The sequence below is a fragment of the Streptomyces sp. NPDC048192 genome, from assembly GCF_043202415.1.
Taxonomy (GTDB): domain Bacteria; phylum Actinomycetota; class Actinomycetes; order Streptomycetales; family Streptomycetaceae; genus Streptomyces.
Map to the genome: position 1 here is coordinate 328,724 of NZ_JBIDAL010000001.1, position 20,204 is coordinate 348,927.

The 20,204-nt window shown below is 74.6% G+C and carries 15 protein-coding genes; 6 read left to right on the forward strand and 9 right to left on the reverse strand.

Features of this window, described 5'->3' with window-relative positions:
- Positions 1 to 141: 141 nt before the first annotated feature.
- A complete protein-coding gene (locus ACGFZN_RS01465; protein ID WP_393856401.1) occupies positions 142 to 885 on the reverse strand; it encodes a TetR family transcriptional regulator in 744 nt (247 codons plus the stop codon).
- 221 nt (positions 886 to 1,106) lie between these two features.
- On the opposite strand from ACGFZN_RS01465, the gene ACGFZN_RS01470 reads away from it, so the two are divergent.
- On the forward strand, positions 1,107 to 1,949 hold the full coding sequence (locus tag ACGFZN_RS01470; protein ID WP_393856402.1) for a hypothetical protein: 843 nt from the start codon (positions 1,107 to 1,109) through the stop codon (positions 1,947 to 1,949).
- Here ACGFZN_RS01470 and ACGFZN_RS01475 read toward each other — a convergent pair.
- A complete protein-coding gene (locus tag ACGFZN_RS01475) occupies positions 1,936 to 4,353 on the reverse strand; it encodes a polysaccharide lyase 8 family protein (protein WP_393856403.1) in 2,418 nt (805 codons plus the stop codon). The two genes, ACGFZN_RS01470 and ACGFZN_RS01475, sit on opposite strands and share 14 nt — an antisense overlap.
- Positions 4,354 to 4,511: 158 nt before the next feature.
- Here ACGFZN_RS01475 and ACGFZN_RS01480 point away from each other — a divergent pair, with 158 nt between their 5' ends.
- Entirely contained in the window at positions 4,512 to 5,129 is a 618-nt protein-coding gene (locus ACGFZN_RS01480; RefSeq protein ID WP_393856404.1) for a peptidoglycan-binding protein, read from the forward strand.
- 282 nt (positions 5,130 to 5,411) lie between these two features.
- Positions 5,412 to 5,888: a flavin reductase family protein gene (locus tag ACGFZN_RS01485; protein ID WP_393856666.1), complete on the forward strand. Its 477-nt coding sequence runs from the start codon at positions 5,412 to 5,414 to the stop codon at positions 5,886 to 5,888.
- Positions 5,889 to 6,174: 286 nt separating this feature from the next.
- Here ACGFZN_RS01485 and ACGFZN_RS01490 read toward each other — a convergent pair whose 3' ends face one another.
- From ACGFZN_RS01490 to ACGFZN_RS01510, 5 genes are all read right to left on the reverse strand, one after another.
- Complete coding sequence (locus ACGFZN_RS01490) at positions 6,175 to 8,589, reverse strand: SpoIIE family protein phosphatase (RefSeq protein ID WP_393856405.1); 2,415 nt, start codon at positions 8,587 to 8,589, stop codon at positions 6,175 to 6,177.
- A 177-nt stretch (positions 8,590 to 8,766) separates the two neighbouring features.
- Positions 8,767 to 9,147: a hypothetical protein gene (locus tag ACGFZN_RS01495; RefSeq protein WP_393856406.1), complete on the reverse strand. Its 381-nt coding sequence runs from the start codon at positions 9,145 to 9,147 to the stop codon at positions 8,767 to 8,769.
- 451 nt (positions 9,148 to 9,598) lie between these two features.
- Positions 9,599 to 10,516: a MurR/RpiR family transcriptional regulator gene (locus tag ACGFZN_RS01500; protein WP_393856407.1), complete on the reverse strand. Its 918-nt coding sequence runs from the start codon at positions 10,514 to 10,516 to the stop codon at positions 9,599 to 9,601.
- A gap of 78 nt (positions 10,517 to 10,594) precedes the next feature.
- On the reverse strand, positions 10,595 to 12,391 hold the full coding sequence (locus tag ACGFZN_RS01505; RefSeq protein WP_393856408.1) for a phospholipid carrier-dependent glycosyltransferase: 1,797 nt from the start codon (positions 12,389 to 12,391) through the stop codon (positions 10,595 to 10,597).
- 163 nt (positions 12,392 to 12,554) lie between these two features.
- Entirely contained in the window at positions 12,555 to 13,247 is a 693-nt protein-coding gene (locus ACGFZN_RS01510; RefSeq protein ID WP_393856409.1) for a nucleoside/nucleotide kinase family protein, read from the reverse strand.
- Positions 13,248 to 13,332: 85 nt separating this feature from the next.
- On the opposite strand from ACGFZN_RS01510, the gene ACGFZN_RS01515 reads away from it, so the two are divergent.
- Both ACGFZN_RS01515 and ACGFZN_RS01520 read left to right on the forward strand, forming a co-directional pair.
- Positions 13,333 to 14,073 carry an HAD family hydrolase gene (locus tag ACGFZN_RS01515; RefSeq protein WP_393856410.1) on the forward strand — a complete coding sequence of 247 codons (741 nt, stop codon included), beginning with the start codon at positions 13,333 to 13,335 and terminating at the stop codon, positions 14,071 to 14,073.
- A complete protein-coding gene (locus ACGFZN_RS01520) occupies positions 14,070 to 16,424 on the forward strand; it encodes a glycoside hydrolase family 65 protein (RefSeq protein WP_393856411.1) in 2,355 nt (784 codons plus the stop codon). Before ACGFZN_RS01515 ends, ACGFZN_RS01520 begins: the two co-directional genes overlap by 4 nt.
- An 11-nt stretch (positions 16,425 to 16,435) precedes the next feature.
- On the opposite strand, the gene ACGFZN_RS01525 is transcribed toward ACGFZN_RS01520, so the two are convergent.
- Positions 16,436 to 17,326 (reverse strand): M48 family metalloprotease, encoded by an 891-nt coding sequence (locus ACGFZN_RS01525; RefSeq protein WP_393856412.1) that lies wholly within the window; start codon positions 17,324 to 17,326, stop codon positions 16,436 to 16,438.
- Positions 17,323 to 17,706 (reverse strand): BlaI/MecI/CopY family transcriptional regulator, encoded by a 384-nt coding sequence (locus tag ACGFZN_RS01530; protein WP_330336303.1) that lies wholly within the window; start codon positions 17,704 to 17,706, stop codon positions 17,323 to 17,325. The genes ACGFZN_RS01525 and ACGFZN_RS01530 overlap by 4 nt, the downstream gene beginning before the upstream one ends.
- Positions 17,707 to 17,931: 225 nt before the next feature.
- On the opposite strand from ACGFZN_RS01530, the gene ACGFZN_RS01535 reads away from it, so the two are divergent.
- Positions 17,932 to 19,419: a hypothetical protein gene (locus ACGFZN_RS01535; RefSeq protein ID WP_393856667.1), complete on the forward strand. Its 1,488-nt coding sequence runs from the start codon at positions 17,932 to 17,934 to the stop codon at positions 19,417 to 19,419.
- The last annotated feature ends 785 nt before the right edge of the window (positions 19,420 to 20,204 follow it).

Sequence of the window (20,204 nt, forward strand, 5' to 3'; positions counted from 1 at the left end):
TCCCGCGTGTCCGGCGCGCACCGGGCACACGCGTGCGCGGCGGCCGTGCCACCGTGCACGGCGACAGAGTATGGCACTGAGTGTCACACGTAAAGGCACTGCGTACCCCCAATCTGCGGCGGCGGGGGCGCCGGCGGCGGGTCAGGCCCGTCCGAGGGCCGCTTCCAGTTCCTGCACCACACGCCACAGCGGAGCGTCCCGGCGGGAGACGAGCACCACCACGTCGTCGGGACGGCCGCCCTCCCCGCCCGGCAGCGGATGCACGCGGACGGGCGGCTCCGCGGGCTCGGCGGCGTGCCCGAACTCCCGCTGCACATACCCGAGAGCGCGGTCCACTGCGGCGCCCGCGTCCCCCACGCCGTCCGAACGCAGCCAGGAGCGCAGGGCGTTGTTGTGCGCGGCGACGACCGCCGCCGCGATGACGTCCGCCTGCAGCGTCCCCTCGGGCCGGCCCGCGAACCGGCCGCGCAGATACTCGGCGAGCGCGCGCTCGTAGCGCCACACCACCGACAGTTCGTAGGCCCGCAGGCCCGGCACCTTCCTGGTCAGGCGGTAGCGCTGCACGGAGAACGTCGGGTTCTCCGCGTACATCCGCAGCACCAGCCGGGCCGCGTCGCACACCCGCCGCACCGGCTCGTGCTCCTCGTCGCCCGCGGCGAGGAAGGCGGTCATGTCGGCCAGGCAGCGCTCGTGGTCCGGGAAGACCACGTCCTCCTTGGAGGGGAAGTAGCGGAAGAACGAACGCCGGCCGACCCCGGCCAGGGCCACGATGTCGTCCACGGTGGTCTGCTCGTATCCGCGTTCCAGGAAGAGCCGGAAGGCCGCCGAGACGAGGGCCTCCCGCATCGAAGGCCTCTCGGCCGGCGCCGCGCTGCTGGAGCTCATGAAGGGGAACGTAGCACCCGGAGCGGGGGCGGGTGACACTCAGTGCAGCGGATGTGGCGCTCAGGGGGAACTGAGTGCTGGCGCATCGGCTCCTCAGGGTGCGACCGGGCGGTGCTCCGGGGTGAGGACGGCACGGTCCGGACCTCGGCGTAACCTTTCCGCACCCCCGCCGGCGCGCCGCGCCGCCGGCCCGGCCACACCACCCCTCGAGGAGACCCTGTATGCCCGCCGCCCGCCCCCGCCTGCTCTACGTCACCGACCTGGCGTACGAGGCCCGCGGGCGCCGCTACTGCGACGAGGACGTCTTCCTCACCTCCCGGCTCCGCGCCCGCTTCGACCTCGCGCTGTGCCACCCGCTGGACGCCGAGGCGCTGATGGACGGCTTCGACGCCGTCGTCGTCCGCAACAGCGGGCCTGTCCTCGGCTACCAGCGCGCCTACGAAACCTTCCGCGCGCGGGCGCTCGCCACCGGGGCCCGCGTCTACAACCCGCTCACCGGCAAGGCGGACATGGCGGGCAAGCAGTACCTGCTCGACCTGAGCGCCGCCGGCTTCCCCGTCATACCGACCGTCGGCCGCGCCGAGGACCTGCGTCTGCTGCCCGCCGCCGAACGCTACGTCGTCAAGCCCCTGCTCGGCGCCGACTCCCTCGGCCTGCGGATCGTCCCCGCCGGCCAGGTCGCCGCGCACGCCACCGGCGACGTCCTGATACAGCCCCGCGTCGACTTCGCCCACGAGGTGTCCTTCTACTTCGTCGACGACGACTTCCAGTACGCCCTGTACGCCCCCGATCCGCAGCGCCGCTGGGAGCTGAGACCGTACGCGGCCACCGCCGCCGACCTGGAGTTCGCCCGGCGCTTCGTCGACTGGAACGACCTCGGCCACGGCATCCAGCGCGTCGACGCCTGCCGCACCCGCGACGGCGGCCTGCTGCTGGTCGAACTGGAGGACCTCAACCCCTATCTGTCCCTGCACGCCCTGCCGGAGGATGCCAGGGACGCGTTCGTGAGCGCGTTCACGGCGTCCCTGGGCCGGTTCGTGCAGCAGGCGCTCAGCCCAGCCTGACGGTGACGGTCTGGGTGGCCCCCGCCGTGCCGGTGAGGTCGCCGAAGGCCAGCGTCAGCGCGGAGCCGGTGGCCGACGAGGTGAGCGTGGCCGGCGCGGAGGTGACCGCGGCGACCGCCCGCCGCCAGGTCAGGGTGAGACGCGTGCGCGTGCGCAGCGGATCGCTCACGGCGATCACGGCGGTGCCGTCCCCCTTCTCGCTGATCATCACGCTGCACGGATCGCTCGCCGTGAGCGCCCCGACCGTTCCGCCGGACCAGAAGTTCACCCCGGTGAACCCGAGCGACCTGACGGTCACGCCCTGCCGGTCGTTCGTGTTGGCGCGCACGGTCAGCCAGTTCACGTCGGCGGCCCGGACCCGCGTACGGGCCGCCGAGGCACCCGGCAGCAGCAGGTAGGCGTACGACGCGTTCACCGGGTCGGTGCCGTGGTCGACGTAGAGCGTCAGGTACGTGCGGTTCAGGACGGTGGTCGAGCCGCCCTTGTTGATCGTGCTCCAGCTGCCGTCGCGGGCCTCGCGCAGCGCCCGCACCGTCGCCCCGCCCGGGAAGACACAGCCGCCGTGCCCGCCGATGTGCGCCCACCTCGCCCCGGTGAGCGTCGCCGACCAGGGGTGCGTGGCGGGCTGGACCGTGCCGTCGACGGTGAGGGGGGCGCCTCCGGTGGCGCCGAGGTTGCGGTTCTCGACGGTCGTCTCCACCGCCGTACCGTCGCCGCAGGTGATGCCCGCGCCGAGACAGACCACGGCGTCGTCCAGGAAGAACCACGACTTCCTCGCCACGAGCGTCGACTGCAGGCCCTTGAGGTACTGGCCGACGGCGGCCCGCCGCCCGTCCGTCGCCCCGCCCACCCAGTCCGCGTCCGGCTTCGGGGCGCCCCAGTCGCCGCCGGCCCCGTCCGCCAGCGGCTTGCGCGAGACGGTCGTACCGGGCAGCCGGTAGGGGTCGACGGTGGGCCAGAAGGCGTCGCTGTACTGGCCGCCCGCGAAGGTGTCGCCCCACCAGTAGAGCATCCCGGCCCCGGTGTGCCAGCCGCGGAGGTTCTCGCCGTTGCCCGTCTCGTAGTACGTGATCCGCTTGTCCGCCATGCTCAGCGCCGCCGCCCAGCCGCGTCCGCGATGGACGGCCCGCGCCATGGAGGGGAACAGCCGGTGCCCGGCCGGCTCGGGGACCGGCGTCACCGACGCGTCGTCGGCGACCTGCTGCAGCCGGGCAAGATGCGGCAGGCTGAGCACCGGATCGGCGAGCGGCGGGCTGTAGGAGTCGCGCCGCATCCAGCCCTTCACCAGAGCACGCCAGCGGGCGTTCTCGGCCGGGCTCGCCCCCTGTCCGAGCAGCACGATCGAGCCGAGGACCGCATGGCCGCGCAGGTGATCGTCCTGCTGGATCCGCTGCGGGTCCGCCGCCGCGACCCCGCGGCTGATCGCCCGGCCCGCGACGCAGTCCATCACCAGGCCGTCGTGGAGGAACGGCGCCCAGGCGTGCTCCACCGCGTCGAACACGGTCTGCCGGCCCGGGTCCGTCACCTCCCAGCCGGACCCCGCCAGCAGCGCGAACAGCAGACCCAGCCCGCCGAGCAGCACCGAGCCGTACGAGCCGGTGTACGGCACCGCGGTGTGCTGGATGAACGAACCGTCGGCGTACAGGCCGTCGCCGGAAGTGACGTACGGGAACACGGGGGAGAGGGCGTCGCGGGCCAGCGCCACCTTGGCCGCGTCCGCCCCGACGATCCCGCGCAGTGCCAGCACCCGGCACAGGTCGACCCGGTTGGCGCCCGTGCTGGTCCCGCTGTAACTCGCCACCACCGAGTCGGGCACGAAGTGGTCCACGGCGGCGAGGTGGTCGGCGATCTGCCGGGACGAGAGGGCGTCGTACATCAGCACGCACGTGTCCAGCAGCGCCTGCGGTGCGCCGATCTGCCAGCTGTACCAGTTGCCGTAGCGGACCTGGCCCGCGTGGTAGACGTCGTCGTGCAGATGGTCAAGGCCCGTGACGATCGCGTCCCGCAGATCCGGGTCGCCGCTCAGGCCGGTGCCGGGCCGGCAGTACGCCTGCGCCATCGTGCTCAGCCGGGTGTAACTGGTGTTCATGTTGCCCGAGTAGCCGTAGGACTCCTGGTCGGTGTCCGGGTCCGGGTCGGCGTAGACGAGGTCGGGCCACAGGGAGCCGGCGGCGGGGGCCATCGTCGTCCGGTACCGGTTCGCCGTCGCGCCCAGTTCGGCCAGCCTGCTTCTGAAGGGCTCGGCGGCGGGGTCGAATCCCTCGCCGAGGATCAGGGTCCGCCACCTTGCCCGGAGCGTCGCGAACTCGTCCGGCGCCGCGAACGCCCGGGCGCCGAGACCGAGGGCCACAGCGGATCCCGAACAGGCGGTCAGAAAGCCACGGCGTGACCAAGGAGTCGTCATGAAGGCGCTTTCTAGCATCCGCTTTCCCAAAACCCTCAACGGTTTGCGCGGAGTTGAGCGTTTCGGTCGTTCGAAGGGAGGGCGGCTGCGCTGAACGGCGGCACGTCCGCCGCCGTATCCGACGACGGGGAGGGCGGGGACGACGGAAGGAGAACCCGGTGCCGACAGCGCCCGATCCCGAACGGCCGCACAGTGGCCCGGTCCTGGAACCCGTCCGGGTGCTGCGGCCCCGCCGTCTCGACGGGCTCGCGGAACTGATGCGCGAGATGGAGAGCGTCCCGGCGCGGCCGGCGCCCGCCGAAGAGGCGGAGACCCGGGAACTGCCGCCCGTACGGCCGCCCCGCACCGCCCCCGGCCTACGCCGCGCGGCCGTCGCCGTGGCCCTGGCCGCCGCCGCGCTCCTCGGCTTCGGCTCCGCCCTGCTGCTGCCCGGCCGCCAGGACTCCGCCGCGACCTCACCCCCGCCGGGCGCGGCGCCGACCGCACCGCCCGCCACCACATCGGCGCCCGCACCCACCGCCGCCGACCCCGACGGCCCCGGCACCCTCCGCCAGGGCGACACCGGCCCCGAGGTCACCGAACTCCAGGAACGCCTGCTGCGCGTCCCGGACGTCTACCGCGACGGCTCCACCGGCGGCGCCTACGACGCCGCCCTCACCGCGGCCGTGGCCAGATTCCAGCTCTGGTACGGCATCACGGGCGACGAGACCGGCGTCTACGGCGACGACACGCGCCGGGCGCTGGAGTCCCGGACCGTCCTGCCCGACGATTCATGACAGGGCCGCGGGGAACCCCGGGAGGGCGGCGCGGGCCCCACCGCGGGCTCGGGCCCGACCGGAGACCCGGCCGACGGAGGACGGGAGCACGGTGCCATGACGGGCGTGGACGGCAGGACAGGGATGAGGGACCCGAGCGGTACGGCGGGACCGGCGGGCGAGGCGGGACCGGTGGAAGCGGGCCGTCCGGCGGACGCGGGCGGTTCGGCGGACTCCGAGGGCGGGGCAGACGCGGTGGGTTCCGAGGACCGGGAGGACGGGGTGAGCGGGGCGGAGCGCGGTATGGAGCGGTTCTTCCAGCGGCTCGACCCCGACATGTGCGTGGTCACGGCCGTCGCCGGCGATGAGCGGGGCGGGTGCCTGGTGGGGTTCGCCTCGCAGTGCTCCATCCGGCCGCCCCGGTTCGCCGTCTGGCTGTCCAAGGCCAACCACACCTACCGCGTCGCCCGGGCCGCCCACCATCTCGCCGTCCACCTGATCACCCGCGACCAGCGGGACCTCGCGGAGCTCTTCGGCGGCCGGACCGGCGACGAGGTCGACAAGTTCGCCGGCCTGGACTGCGCGGAGGGCCACGGCGGCGCGCTGATCGTGCGCGACGCGGCGGCCTGGTTCGTCGGCGCCGTCCTCCACCGCACCGACGGCGGCGACCACGTCGGCTTCGTCCTGGACCCCGTGCAGTGGGGCGAGGGTCCCGCCGCCGGGCCCCTGCTGCGGCTGTCCGACGCGATCGGCATCGAGGCCGGCCACCCCGTCGACTGAGCGGATTCGAACAGTCCGCGACACCCGCGAAAGCCCTTGCCGGGGCACTGCCCAGGCCTCATGATGGGCAGCCCGCGCCCCGCACCGGCACCCCCCGGACCCCGCGCCGCGCGGCTTCGCACCGCCGCCGTACGACGACCGAAAGCCAGCCCCGATGAACGGCTCCCGCATCCCGGGCCTGATCCTGCCCGCCGTCTTCCTGCTGGCCCTCGTCGCCGGCCTGTTCTGGTACTGGCAGCACCGCGACGACGACTGACCCCGGCGCTGCCCTCCGCGGCGAGGGCTCTCACGCGTGCGCGTCCGCCACGTCGTCCACCGGCATCCGGATGTCCAGCACGCACACGTCGTCGCGCCGCTCGTCCGCGATCATCGCGGTGAGCAGCGCGTCCAGGGAGCCGGACTCGCCCGGGCCCTGGGCGCGCACCGCCTCGGCCAGCCGGTCCAGGCCAGCCTGCAGGCTCTCGCCGGGGCGTTCGACGAGTCCGTCCGTGTACAGCAGCAGCCGGTCGCCGGGCTCCAGGCGGAGTTCCGCCGACTCGTAGACGGGGGCCGCGCTCGCGCCGAGCAGGATGCCGCCGGGCCGGTCGAGGTAGCGCGCCTCGCCGTCGCGTACGAGCAGCGGCGGCAGATGCCCGGCCTGCGCCCAGGCGAAGAGGCGCCGGTCCGGGTTGTAGCGGGCGAGCACCATGGTCGCGGTGATCTGGCCGTCGCGGGAGTGCAGCAGCAGATAGTTGAGCCGGTCCAGCGCTCCCGTCAGCGAGGAGCCCGTGGTGACCATGCCCTTCGCGGTGAACCGCAGCTGGGCCATCGTGGCCACGGCGTCGACGCCGTGGCCTGCCACGTCACCGACCACGAACAGCGCGTCGTCGTCGGGCAGTTCGATGGCGCTGAACCAGTCGCCGCCCACGTGGATGCCCGACTGCGAGGGCAGATACGCGACCTCGACCCGCAGCCCCGCCCGCCGCACCGGCTTGCTCGGCAGCGGCAGCAGCGCATGCTGCAGCCGGGCGGCGAGGGCCCGCTCGGCCTGGAGGATGCCGCGTTGCAGCAGCATCGCGCGCTCGCTCTCCACCAGCGCCAGCTCCGCGCTGCGCTGCCGGGTGAGGTCCTGGACGAAGCCGTGCACCTCGAAGGGGCTGCCGTCGGGCGCCGTCGACGCCTCCGCCACCAGCCGCAGGTGCCGTACGCCCTCGGCCGTCTCGATGCGGAACGGGACGTCGCACGGCCGGGCGCGGCGGACCAGTTCGGCGATGGCGTGGGCGAGCGGGCCGGTGTCCTCCGGCAGCGCCAGGTCGGGCAGCCGCAGCAGACCGAGCGGCGGCTGCGCGGGCGTCCGGCCGAGCACGGCGTACGTCTCGTCGGACCAGGAGATCTCGTCGGTGACCAGGTTCCAGTTGGCCCAGCCGAGCTTGCCGAGCCGCTGCACGTCGGCCAGGCGCTGCTCCTGCCGCTCCACGCGGTCGTGCCGCACCCACGTCACCAGCAACCCGTCGCCCAGCGGGGCGGCCCGCACCGCGTAGGTGCCGGTCAGGAGCGTCTCGCCGACCTGGTCCTGGTGGACGAACGGCGCGCTCTCGAACGGCTCCCCCGTCTCCAGGGCCTCCAGACAGCCGTGCCACAGCGGCTCCCCGGCGATGAACGGATAGCTCTCCAGGAGCCGCTTGCCGACCAGCTCACGGCCCTTGCGGCCGAAGCCGTCGACCGCCTCCGGTGTGACGGCGTCGATGCGGTAGTCCTCCACCTCGCCGGAGGCGGTGCGCAGGGGAGTCAGCAGGAGCGCGGCGCCGGGCAGCGCGTCGAGCACCGCCTGCGCGGCCCGGGCGACGCCGTCACCTGCGGGTTCCCGGTCGGTGTCGAAGGCGCGCAGCCGGCCCGCGGCCAGCCGTGCCACGGCCATCAGGAATTCCCGCTCGCGCGGTGCGAACGCCCCGCCGCCCCGGCGCAGCACGCCGAGGGCCGCACCCGCGCCGCCGCCGTCCGGCAGGGGCAGCCAGACCCTGCTGGTCCAGCGCCCCGGCGCCTCCCCCAGCAGCAGGAACCGGTCGCCGCGCACGGGGATGTCCTCGAGCCACTGCGGCCGGCCGGACCGCAGGGCGTCGAGCGCGGCCACCCCGGCCACCGGGGGCACGTACCGCCACTGTGCGGCGAGGGTCCGGTCGATGCCGGCGTGCCCGGTCAGTTCGAGTCCGCCCTCGGGCAACCGCTCGTACAGCAGTACGGCGTCCGCCTCGGTCTCGGGCGCGAGGTGGTCCAGCAGGCACCGGGCCAGTTCCTGCGGGCTGCCGATCCGGACCAGGTCGCGGCCTATGCGCCCGAGTGTCTGCGCGAGGTCGGCGGTGCCGGTGGGCGCGGCCCGGCGCAGGCCGGTGGCCGGTGCTTCGGCGGGGGGCGGTGCGGCGGACGGCCGCTCCTTGGGCGGCAGCAGGGCGCCGAGGGTGAGCCAGCACTGTTCGAGGAGGGTGCGGTTGCCGTCGCGGGCGCAGTTGGCCAGCTCCTCGTGGGCTGCCTCCGGGGTGCAGCCGGTGACGGCCATGAGCACGCCCTTGGCCCGCTCCACGACCGCCGAGGTCGCGGACAGGTCCCGCAGCCGCTCCAGCTCGGCGCGCTGCCGGGCGACGACTCTCGCCAGAGCCGCCAGATCGGCGCCGGTGGGATCCACCGGGTGCAGGGGCTCGCTCGTCACGCGACGAGCATGGCACATCAGGGGCCGTTTGATCACCTGTCCGCCGGATGCGGATTCATATGAGCTGCACACGGACTTCGTACCTCCGCCCGCAGACCTCCGTGAGTCGTCCGCAAGAAACCCGCGAGCACGGGGTGCGTGCGGATCGGGCGCGCCAGGGGCGCGGCGCCGGCTGAGGAGCCGGGGCCGGCCGGGTCAGCGGCCCGTGCCGCGGGCGGCCAGGGCCTCGCTGACCGCGCGGACGCTGCGGGCGATGTGCTGCAGCTGCATGACCTCGGCGGCGTACAGCTTGATCGTGTGCTCGATGACCGACTCGGGCAGACCGAGCATCGGCAGCTCGGCCCGGGCGGTCTGCAGCGCGGTGCGCGCCACCCGGATCTCCTGCTGGACCTGCAGCTGGGCGTGCCGGGCGAGCAGCACGGGGTGCCGGATGAGGGCCGGGTAGCTGGCGTAGCGCGCGGGGATCAGGTCGCGCAGCCACTTGGCGGCCGAGCGCTCCCAGTCGTACGAGCCCGGCTCCTTGACCTGGCAGGGCCAGTCGGGGCTGATACGGGTGCTGGTCAGGGGCATGGTCATCGCTTCCGGTGTGCGGCGTCGTGAGGGTGGTCGACGGGTGCGGGGCGGCTCCGGCCTAGGGGATGGCCGGAGCCGCCACGGGCGCGTCGCGCAGACGGCGCGCCCCGGTACACCCCGGGCGCCGACGTGGGTAGGGGACGGCGGCTGGGGGTGTCCGTGCGGGGCCCCGGGCGCCTGGGGCCTGCGCTGCGCGGGAGGTGCTGACGCATCGGCGGTCCGTCGGCTTTCTCGGGGCGGTGTGCGAGCGGTGAGTCCGCAGGTGCGGAACGTGCCCGAGTGGTGATCCGGGCGCGGTCCGTGAGCAGTATTTATATATGCCGTCCGGTTTGCAAGACGTATGAAAACATTCATGCGTCATTTGTCGTGGATGATCCCCGTCCGTGGCAGAGGTGACCGCAGGATCTTCACCGCGCCCGGCGCACGGCGCACGAAACCGCGCGATTCGGCCCTTTCAGTCCTTCATGAAGAACTGGTGCTGGTCGGAGAGCTGCTCGTACTTCTCCAGGCGGGCCTGGGTGCGCTCCGGGTCGGCGTCCGTCATCGCCTGCAGCAGCGCGGCCGCCAGCACGCCCGGCGCGGCGTAGGAGTCGAACACCAGCCGGGAGCCGGTGCCGGTGGCGAAGGTGACATCGGCCTCGTCGGCCACCGGGCCGAGCGCCAGGTCGGTCACCAGGGCGACCTTCAGGCCGGCGCCGCGCGCGACCCGGACGGCCTGCAGCGTCTCCTGGGAGTGCCGCGGCATGGCGAAGGCCAGCACCCAGGTGCCGCCCGCCTCCCGGCACTGCAGCAGCGCGTCGTAGGCCACGCTGCCGCCCCGCGTGACCAGCCGTACGTCGGGGTGGATCCGGCGGGCTGCGTAGCCGAAGTACTCGGCCAGCGACTCCGAGATCCGCAGCCCCAGCACCGTCAGCGGCGTGGACCGGGACAGCTCGCGGCCGACCTGGATGATCCGCTCCGGGTCGGCGAAGTCGCGCCGCAGGTTCTCCAGGTTCTCGATCTCGGCGTCGACGGCCGCCTGGAGCTCGTTGGCCCGGTTCTCCTCGCCCGGCCCGCCGGCCAGGCTGCTCAGCGCGATCGACTGGAGCTTCTCGCGCAGCGCCGGATAGCCGCTGAAGCCGACGGCGCCGGCGAAACGGGTGACGGACGGCTGGCTCACCCCGACCCGGTCGGCGAGCTCGGTGATGGACAGGAACGCGGCCTCGGTGATGTGCTCGATCAGATACTGGGCGATGCGCCGCTGCCCCGGCGACAGATGCGGGCCGTCGAAGAGTTCCCTCAGCCGCGAGGTCGGCGACGCCTCGGCCTCGGGTGCGGTCTTGCCGGACGTGATCGCTGATGCCTGTGCGCGAGCCTGCTGCGGCGAGGGCACCGGTCCGCCTCCTTTGTCTGCCACAAGCACTCAACATAGCTCACCCACCGTCAGGAACCGGGGTGTGAGCAGGCGGGATCAGCGGCGGAACAGGCTGATCGAATGCCCCACGTCACCGGCCGGACGGCTGTCGGCGACCAGCTCCGCGAGCCGCCCGCGCGCCTTGGCGAGCGCGGAGTCGGACACCACCAGCAGCCCGTGCACCCGCTCCGGCGGCACCCCGCGCGGATCGGCCGCACGGATGCCGTAGTACGACGGAACGCCGCTGCCCTTGTACACCAGCCACACCCGTTCGCCCGGATACCGCTGCCGGAGCCGGTCGGCGAGGCGGCCCAGGTCCTGTCCCCAGTCCACGTTGGAGTCGTGCAGCAGCCGGTGGGTGCGGGCGGGACCGCCGAAGGCCTCGTTGGAGTACGGCAGGTAGTACGGGAACGTCCGCAGCGAACTCACGGCCGCGAACAGCACCAGCGCCGCCGTCGCCCCGGCAGTCCACCGCCGGCCGGGCCGCGGCGCACAGGCGGCCGCCACCGCCAGGAACATCGGCACGAACAGCGCGTACCTCGTCCCGAAGTCCCGCGACCCCGTCATCGCCGCCGCCAGCAGCACCCCGGGCGGCAGCAGCAGATACGGCGCCGCGGGCCGCAGCCGGCGGGCCACCACGACCGCCGCGGCACCGGCCGCGCCCGCCACCAGCAGCCCGAGCGGCGTCTTCACCAGCAGCGCGGCCGGCAGGTAGTACCAGAGCGAGCCGGTGTACAGACGCCCGAACAGATACCCCTGCCAGGGGTACGCCTCCAGCGCGAACTGCACCCGCATCCCCGCCCGGTACGCCCCCGGCAGCGGCAGCAGGTCCACCAGCCGCCCGCGCAGCCCGTGCAGCGCCGGCACCGGCTCGGCGGGGGAGAACCGCAGGCGGGGGTCGACGGCGAGGTACGCGGCCCAGACGACGGCGACGGCCACCACCGCCACCACGACCGCGCCGGCGAGTGCCCGCAGCACCGCCCGGCGGCGGCCCTCCGCAGGACCCGCGAGGGCGGACAGGGCGGCGCGCAGCGCGTCGTACGCGGACAGGGGCGGGGCGAGGCGCGGGGACGGGGTTCCGGCGCCCGCCTCCGGCCGGTGCGCCGAGGACGCCAGGACGGAAACCGCTGCCAGCGCCATCAGCACCGGAACCGCCGGCAGGGCGCTCATCTTGGTCGCCAGGGCCGCGCCCAGGGCCGCGCCGGCGAGCGGCAGGTACGGGACGGGCCGGCGACGGGCGCGCCACACCAGCCAGACCGACGTCAGCACGAACCCGGCCGTCGGCACGTCCAGCGTGGCCAGCGAGCCGTGGGCGATCAGGTCGGGGCAGAAGGCGTACAGCGCGAGGGCCGCCAGACCGCCCGCCGTGCCGGTCAGTTCCCTCGCGAACGCGAACGCGACCAGCCCGAACAGCAGGGTCAGCACGATCACCGGCAGCCGCGCCCACAGCATCACCCGCCACGGATCGTTGCCCGACTCGTACAGCAGATGCCGGCCCACGTCCCCCTGGGTGCCGGTGTACGACGGGTCGTAGTGCGGGCCGGCCACCGCCACACCGGCCGCGATCAGGAGCTTGCCGAGCGGCGGGTGCTCGGGGTTGTAGCGGATCCGGTGCTCGTGCAGATAGTCGGTGGCCGTCGCCACGTACACCGGTTCGTCGATGGTCGGGGTCTGCTGCACGGCCGTCGTCACCATCGCCGCGGCCATCTGGGCGAGCAGCAGCGCCGCCAGCAGCGGCACCAGCCACCGACGCCGGCGGCGCAGCCAGGCGTACACGCGGCGGCCGGGCGCCGGCCGCGGCCCCGCGGCGGAGAGCTCACGGGTGAGGACCAGGTGCTGTTCGCGCGCCATCATCCGCCCCGCGGTGGCACCGGCCGGGGGGCGGCGGGAACGGTGGTGGGCCCGGACATGGCCCTACTGTCGCACCGCACCCGCCGCCGCGGGCGTCACCGCTGCACGAGTCGTACCGGCAGACCTTCTGCCGTACCCACGGATACGGCCCGGGCCGGGCCGGAGTTCACTGCGGCCCGGGTAAACCGGCCGGCCGGCTCTCCGCCGCACGGGGCGGCGGCCGCAGGGCGGTGGCCGGCACCACCAGGTCCGCCCGCCCGCGGGTCGCCGCCACCAGGTCGGCGTTGCGCTGGTCGGTGCCGAGGACCCAGGCCACGGCCGTCTCGTGGTCCTTGCCGAACTCCTCGTGCCGGGCGATCAGCCGGCGGATCCGCTCGGGCTCGTCCGCCTCGCAGTACCACACCTCGTCCAGGCACGGCCGTACCCGCGCCCAGGAACCCTCCGCCAGCAGCAGGTAGTTGCCCTCGGTCACCACCAGCCGGGCGGCCGGCGGCACCGGGATCGCGCCCGCCAGCGGCTGCTCCAGCGCCCGCTCGAAGCCGGGCGCGTACACCACCTCGTCGGCGTCCTCGCGCAGCCGCCGCAGCAGCGCCGCGTACCCGGCCGCGTCGAAGGTGTCCGGGGCGCCCTTGCGGTCCCGGCGGCCGAGCCGGTCCAGCTCGGCGTCGGCCAGGTGGAAGCCGTCCATGGGGACGTGCGCCGCCCAGGGCGGGCCGTCGGCGTTCAGGGCGCGCACCAGATGCCCGGCGAGCGTCGTCTTGCCCGCACCCGGGCCGCCCGCGATGCCCAGCAGGGCACGCCGGCCGCCCCGGACCAGGCCACGGGCGCGGTCGAGGAGGTCGTCGAAGGTCAGCGGCACACAGCAGAGTGTGTCACCAGGAGTTTGCGGAAACCTGTGGCGTGTACCACTCACTGGAAGGCGGCTCATGGGGAACAGTGCCGGTATGACTCAGCTCGGTCTGCCCGACGAAATCCAGGCCTGTCTGTTCGACCTCGACGGGGTCGTCACCAAGACGGCCGTCGTGCACGCGGCGGCCTGGAAGGAGACGTTCGACGCGTTCCTGCGGGACTACGCGGGGGAGCAGGGCCGGCCGTTCGACGCGGTCGCCGACTACGACGAGTACGTCGACGGCCGCCCCCGCGCCGACGGCGTCCGCGCCTTCCTCGACTCGCGCGGCATCCACCTGCCCGAAGGCACCCCCGACGACCCGCCGGACGCCCCTACCGTGCACGGCCTCGGCAACCGCAAGAACGTCCTGCTGCTGGAGAAGATCCGCACCGGCGGGGTGGAGGCCTACGAGGGCACCCTGCGGTATCTGGAGGCGGTCCGCGCCGCGGGCCTGCGCACGGCGATCGTCTCCTCCAGCGCCAACTGCCGGGACGTGCTGCGCGCCGTGGACGCCGAGCACCTCTTCGACGTGCGCGTCGACGGCGTGGTCGCGGCGGAGCGGCACCTGCCGGGCAAGCCGCACCCCGACACCTTCCTCGCCGCCGCCCACGACCTGGGCGTCGAGCCGTCCCGGGCGGCCGTCTTCGAGGACGCGCTGGCCGGCATGGACGCGGGCCGCTCGGGCGGCTTCGGCTACGTCGTCGGCGTGGACCGCGTGGGCCAGACCGACGCGCTGTACGCGCACGGCGCGAGCATCGTCGTGAAGGACCTCGCCGAGCTGGGAGGCAAGCAGTGATCACCGACCGGTCGTACACCGTCGAGCCGTGGGTCGTGCGGGAGACCGCCCTCGACCTCGGCGTGCTCGCCCAGAGCGAGTCGGTGTTCGCGCTGTCCAACGGGCACGTCGGCTGGCGCGGCAACCTCGACGAGGGCGAACCGCACGGCCTGCCCGGCAGCTACCTCAACGGCGTGCACGAGGTGCACCCGCTGCCGTACGCCGAAGCCGGCTACGGCTACCCCGAGTCCGGCCAGACGGTCATCAACGTCACCAACGGCAAGATCATCAGGCTGCTCGTCGACGACGAGCCCTTCGACCTGCGCTACGGCCGGCTCGTCAGCCACGAACGGGTCCTCGACCTGCGCCGCGGGGTGCTGGAGCGGACCTGCGAGTGGACCTCGCCGGCCGGGTCCACGGTCCGGGTGCGCTCGACCCGGCTGGTGTCGCTGACCCAGCGCGCGGTCGCCGCCGTCGCCTATGAGGTCGAGGCCGTCGGCGACCGCAGCCGGGTGGTCATCCAGTCCGAGCTGGTCGCCAACGAGACCCTGCCCGACTCCGACGGCGACCCGCGCGCGGCCATGGCGCTGCAGTCGCCGCTGGAGCAGGAGGACCACTTCGCCTCCGGCAGCCGGCTGCGGCTGGTGCACCGCACCCGGCGCAGCGGCCTGCGGGTGGCCGTGGCCGCCGATCACGTCGTCACCGGCCCGGAGCGCACCACCACCCGCAGCGAGAGCGGCACCGACGTGGCCCGCCTGACGGTCACCTCCGTGCTCGAGCCCGGCCAGACGCTGCGGGTGGAGAAGCTGGTCGCCCACGGCTGGTCCGGCGCCCGCTCGCTGCCCGCGATGGCCGACCAGGTCGACGCCGCGCTCGCCGCCGCCGCGCACGACGGCTGGCAGGGCCTGCTCGCCGGCCAGCGGGCCTGCCTGGACGACTTCTGGGCCCGCGCCGACGTCGAGGTGGAGGGCGACGAGCAGATCCAGCAGGCGGTCCGCTTCGCCCTGTTCCACGTCCTGCAGGCCGGCGCCCGCGCCGAGCAGCGCGCCATCCCGGCCAAGGGCCTGACCGGCTCCGGCTACGACGGGCACGCCTTCTGGGACACCGAGATGTTCGTGCTGCCCGTGCTCGCCCACACCGCCCCAGCCGCCGTCGCCGAGGCCCTGCGCTGGCGGCACAACACCCTGGACGAGGCCCGGGAACGCGCGGCGCAGCTCGGGCTCGCCGGCGCCGCGTTCCCGTGGCGGACCATCGCCGGCCCCGAGGGCTCGGCGTACTGGCCGGCCGGCACCGCCGCCTTCCATGTGAACGCCGGCATAGCCGACGCGGTCGTCCGGTACGTCGAGGCCACCGGCGACACCGTGTTCGAGCGCGAGACCGGCGTGGAACTGCTGGTGGAGACCGCGCGGCTGTGGCGCTCCCTGGGCCACCACGACGGCCACGGCGTCTTCCACATCGACGGCGTCACCGGCCCCGACGAGTACAGCGCGATCGCCGACGACAACACGTACACCAACCTCATGGCCCGGCAGAACCTGCTCGCCGCCGCCGACGCCGCCGAACGCCACCCGCGCGAGGCGGCCCGGCTGGACGTGGACGAGGAGGAGACCGCCTCCTGGCGGGACGCCGCCGAGGCCATGCACGTCCCGTACAACCACGAACTGCGCGTGCACGAGCAGCACGCCGGGTTCACCCGCTACCAGCGCTGGGACTTCGCCGGCACCCGCCCCGACCAGTACCCGCTGCTGCTGCACTTCCCCTACTTCGACCTCTACCGCAAGCAGGTCGTCAAGCAGGCCGACCTCGTGCTGGCCATGTACACCTGCGGCGACTTCTTCGCCGACCGGTACGACGACGAGCAGGTCGCCCGGAACTTCGCCTACTACGAGCCGCTGACCGTACGGGACTCCTCCCTGTCGGCGTGCTGCCAGGCCGTCATCGCCGCCGAGACGGGCCATCTCGACCTGGCCTGGGACTACACCACCGAGGCCGCCCTGATGGACCTGCGGGACCTGGAGCACAACACCCGCGACGGGCTGCACATCGCCTCGCTGGCCGGCAGCTGGATGGCGCTGGTGGCGGGCTTCGGCGGGATGCGCCGCGACGGAGAGCGCCTGCGGTTCGCGCCGCGCCTGCCCGAGCGCCTGAGCCGGCTCGCCTTCAACGTCGAGTTCCGGGGCCGGCGGCTGCGCGTGGAGATCGGCGCCGACAAGGCGACGTACGCGCTGCTGGACGGGCCGCCGCTGACCCTGCGGCACCACGGCGAGCCGCTCACCGTGAGCACCGACGGACCCGCCGTACGGGCGATGCCGCCGGTGGTTCGCCGCCCGGCACCGGACCAGCCCCCGCACCGCGCGCCGAACGGCGGCTGACGCCGGGGGCGTCAGCTCAGTGCGCCGGACAGCTGCCGCAGCAGGTCGCCCGTCGCGTCGGCGGCGAGGAGGGTGGACAGGGCGCCCAGGAGGAGGACGGCCCCCGCTGCCGGCCACAGCCGCGGCGGCGGGCTCGTCTGCAGGGCCGCGATCCGGCGGGTGACCGAGCGGTCGGCGAAGCCGAGGGCGCACGCCCGGGCCCGGCCTGCGGTGAGGGCGGCCCGGGCCAGTGCCCGGGCGGCCGTACGCCGGTCCTCGACCGCCGACGCCGCCTGCTCGTCCGCCCACCGCTCCACCAGGAACGCGATGGCGGACCGCACCGGACGCAGCAGCGGGTCGGCGGCGACGGCGAGCGTCGCCGCCGTGACCAGCGACCCGTGCCGGTGGTGGAGATGGGCGCGCTCGTGGGCGAGCAGCACCCGGCGCTCGGCGGGCGCGAGGGCGCCCAGCATCGCCGAGGTGACCAGGATGCGCCCCGGCCTGCCCGGGATCGCGAAGGCCCGCGGCACCTCGGAGGCGGCGACGATCAGCTCGGTGTCCGCCGGATGCCCCGCGCACAGCCGGCGCAGAACCCGGCGGGTGCGCCGCTCGGCGCGCACCGCCCGGTACACCCGCACGCCGATCGCCAGCAGAGCCAGACAGGCGGCCACACCGATCACTTCGGGCACCGGATCCGTCACCGGGCGCCCGTCCTCACGGGCCTCGCGGATCACCGGCGGCGCCGCGCCGAGCAGCGTCGTGGCCAGCAGCACCAGCGACCAGGTGGTGGCGGCCGCGGTCAGCACCGCCGCCGAGGTGAGCACGCGCGCGGCGAGGGCCGGGGCGACCCGCCGGGCGATCAGCGGCCCCGCGGCGGACAGCAGCAGCGACAGCGCCAGCGGGGTGTAGACGTCGTACTTCATGCGCCGTCTCCCGCGAGCAGGTCGCGCAGCGCCCGCTCCTCCTCCGGGCTCAGCCCGGTCACGAACTGCTGGAGCGCGGCGATCGGGTCGGGGCCGCGGTCCAGGGCCTCGTGCATCGCCTCGGCCGTCAGCTCGGCCGCGTTCTTCGCCGGCCGGTACGCGCCGCGCCGGCCGTCGGCGTCCCGCAGCACCAGCCCCTTGTCGTACAGGCGTTTGAGGATGGTGTGCACCGTGTTGTAGGCGAGCGCGCCGTCGACCTCGGCCTGGATCTCGGCCGGGGTCAGCGGCCGGTCCGTGGCCCACAGCGTGGCCAGCACCTCGCTCTCCAGCGCGCCGGCGCTGCGCCGCTCCGCCCTGCCGCGGGCCCCTGTGCCAGCCATGCCCCAACCTTACAGCGCGTAGTGCCGTCGGCCGGATGGCCCTGTCGGCCCGGTGGAAGGCTGGATTTCGGGGTAGTTTGGCGGTGTTTCCGCCCGGATCGACGATGTTTTTCTCTTACTTTGCGGTGTTCTCACCTTGCTTGGCGTGTTTTCCCGACTCCCGTCCTCGACCCTACAGACTGTAGGGTGACAGTCGTCCCGCATCGTGGGGCATGAGGGGTGATGATGGCCGGCAGCGCGCACGCCACACTCGCCGGGCTGCGGCGCGAGCGGGCCCGGCGCGCCCTCGCCGGCGGCTCACGGCCGCGGCCCACCGCCCCGCTCGCCGCCGTCGCGGCCGCCTTCACCCTGGCCCAACTGCTCCTCGTCCGGCCCGGCATGGGCCTCGGCTGGGACGAGACGGTGTACGTCAGCCAGGTCAGCCCGCAGGCGCCCGCCGCCTTCTTCAGCGCCCCGCGCGCCCGGGGCGTCTCCCTGCTCGTCGCGCCCGTCGCCTCCTGGTCCACCTCCACCGCGCTGCTGCGGGTCTACCTCGCGCTCCTGTCCGGACTCGCGCTGTACCTGGCCCTGCGCGCCTGGCGCGGCCTGTTCCCGGTGCGCGTCCTCACCCTCGCCGGCGCCCTCTTCGCCTCCCTGTGGGTCACCCTGTTCTACGGCCCGCAGGCCATGCCCAACTACTGGGTCGCCGTCGGCGCCCTCGCCGCGGCCGGCTGCTTCCTGCGCGCCGGCGCTCAGGGCGGCGGCCGGGGAGCGCTGTGGGGCCTGGCGGCCGGCGCCGCGCTCATGGCGTGGATGCGGCCCATGGACGCGGTCTGGGCGGTGCTGCCGCTGCTCGTCCTCGGCGCCGCCCGCCGCCCCCGCCGGCGGCTGTGGGTGCTGCTCGCCGGGCTCGCGGCCGGGGGCGCCGAGTGGGTGATCGAGGCGTACGTGCGCTACGGCGGCCCGGTGCACCGGCTGTCCGAGGGCTCGGCGATCCAGGGCGGCCTCGGCTGGCACCCCGCGGTCGTCGACCAGCTGCGCAGCCTCGGCGGCCGGGCGCTGTGCCGGCCCTGCGCCGGCGGCCTGCCCGACCCGGTGGTCACGGTGTGGTGGTTCGTCCTGCCCCTGCTCGCGGTGCTCGGGCTGGTCGTCGCCGTCCGCGCCGGGCGTACGGCGGCCACGCTGCTGCCGCTCGCCTGCGCGGTGACCGCCGCCTTCCCGTACCTGTTCATGATCGACTACGCCGCCCCGCGCTTTCTGCTGCCGGCCTACGCCCTGCTCGCGCTCCCGGTCGCGGACGCGCTGGTGCACCTGGTCACCGCCCCGCGCCGGCCCTGGCGCCCGGTCGTCGTGACCCTGCTCTGCCTCGGCCTCGCCGCCCATCTCGCGGTGCAGCTCGCCGTGCTGGAGAACACGGTCGACAACACCACCCGGGACCACCGCGGCTGGTCCCGCACCGCCGCCGCCCTGCACCGCCTCGGCGTCCGCCCGCCCTGCCTGCTCACCGGCGACGGCGCCATCCCCGTCGCCTTCTACACCGGCTGCTCCTCGGCGGCGACCTCCGGGCACAACGCGAACAGCACGGAGGCCGCCATCACCGCCACCGCCCGCCGGATCCCGGTCGCGTCCCTGGTCCCCGGCGCCGCCCGCCCACCCGGCTACGCCCGCACCTGGCCGTCCGCCCCCATCGACGGCGGTCGGCTGTACTACTCCGTACCCGGGAGCGGCCGGTGACACGGCGGGCCGGAGCAGCGGCCGACATGCGGGGCCGGGTCCGAGAAGCCGACATGCCAGGTCCGGCCCGAGAAGCGGCCGGGGCCGCGGAGTACGGAGCCGGGCCGTTTCCGACCACCCCGACACGCCGGGCCGCGCCGCGGACGGTCCTACGGAGAGGTCCGACTCCAGCCCCTGGCGTCCCGGCGGCTCCCGGCCTGGCTGGTCATGTTCCAGTGGGTCCGTCCTCGGCCGTCCGCACCCTGGCGGTTCCGGGTCTGGCCGGTGACGTTTCGGCGGGTTCTTCGCCTGCCCCTGGCGTCCGGGCGGCTTCGGGTCTGGCTGGTCGTGTTGCGGTGGGTCCGTTGCCGGCGGTCCGCGTCGCGGCGGTCCCGGGTCTGGCCGGTGATGTTTCGGTGGGTTCGTCGCCGGCCCCTGGCGTGCCGGTGGGTCCGTCGCTGGCCGTGGGCGCCCCGGCGGTTCCGGGTCTGGCCGGTGACGTGGGCCCGGCCCTGGCCCCTGACGTCCCGACGGCTCTGGGCCTGGCCGGTGACGTTCTGGCGCCTCTGTCCTCGGCCGCTCGCGTCCCGGCGGCTCTGGACTTGGCCGGTGACGTTCCGGCGCCTCTGTCCTCGGCCGCTCGCGTCCCCGTGGCTCCGTCCCCGGCCGCTCGCGTCCCGGCGGCTCTGTCCTCGGCCGCTCGCGTCCCCGCGGCTCTGGACTTGGCCGGTGACGTTCCGGCGCCTCTGTCCTCGGCCGCTCGCGTCCCCGTGGCTCCGTCCCCGGCCGCTCGCGTCCCGGCGGCT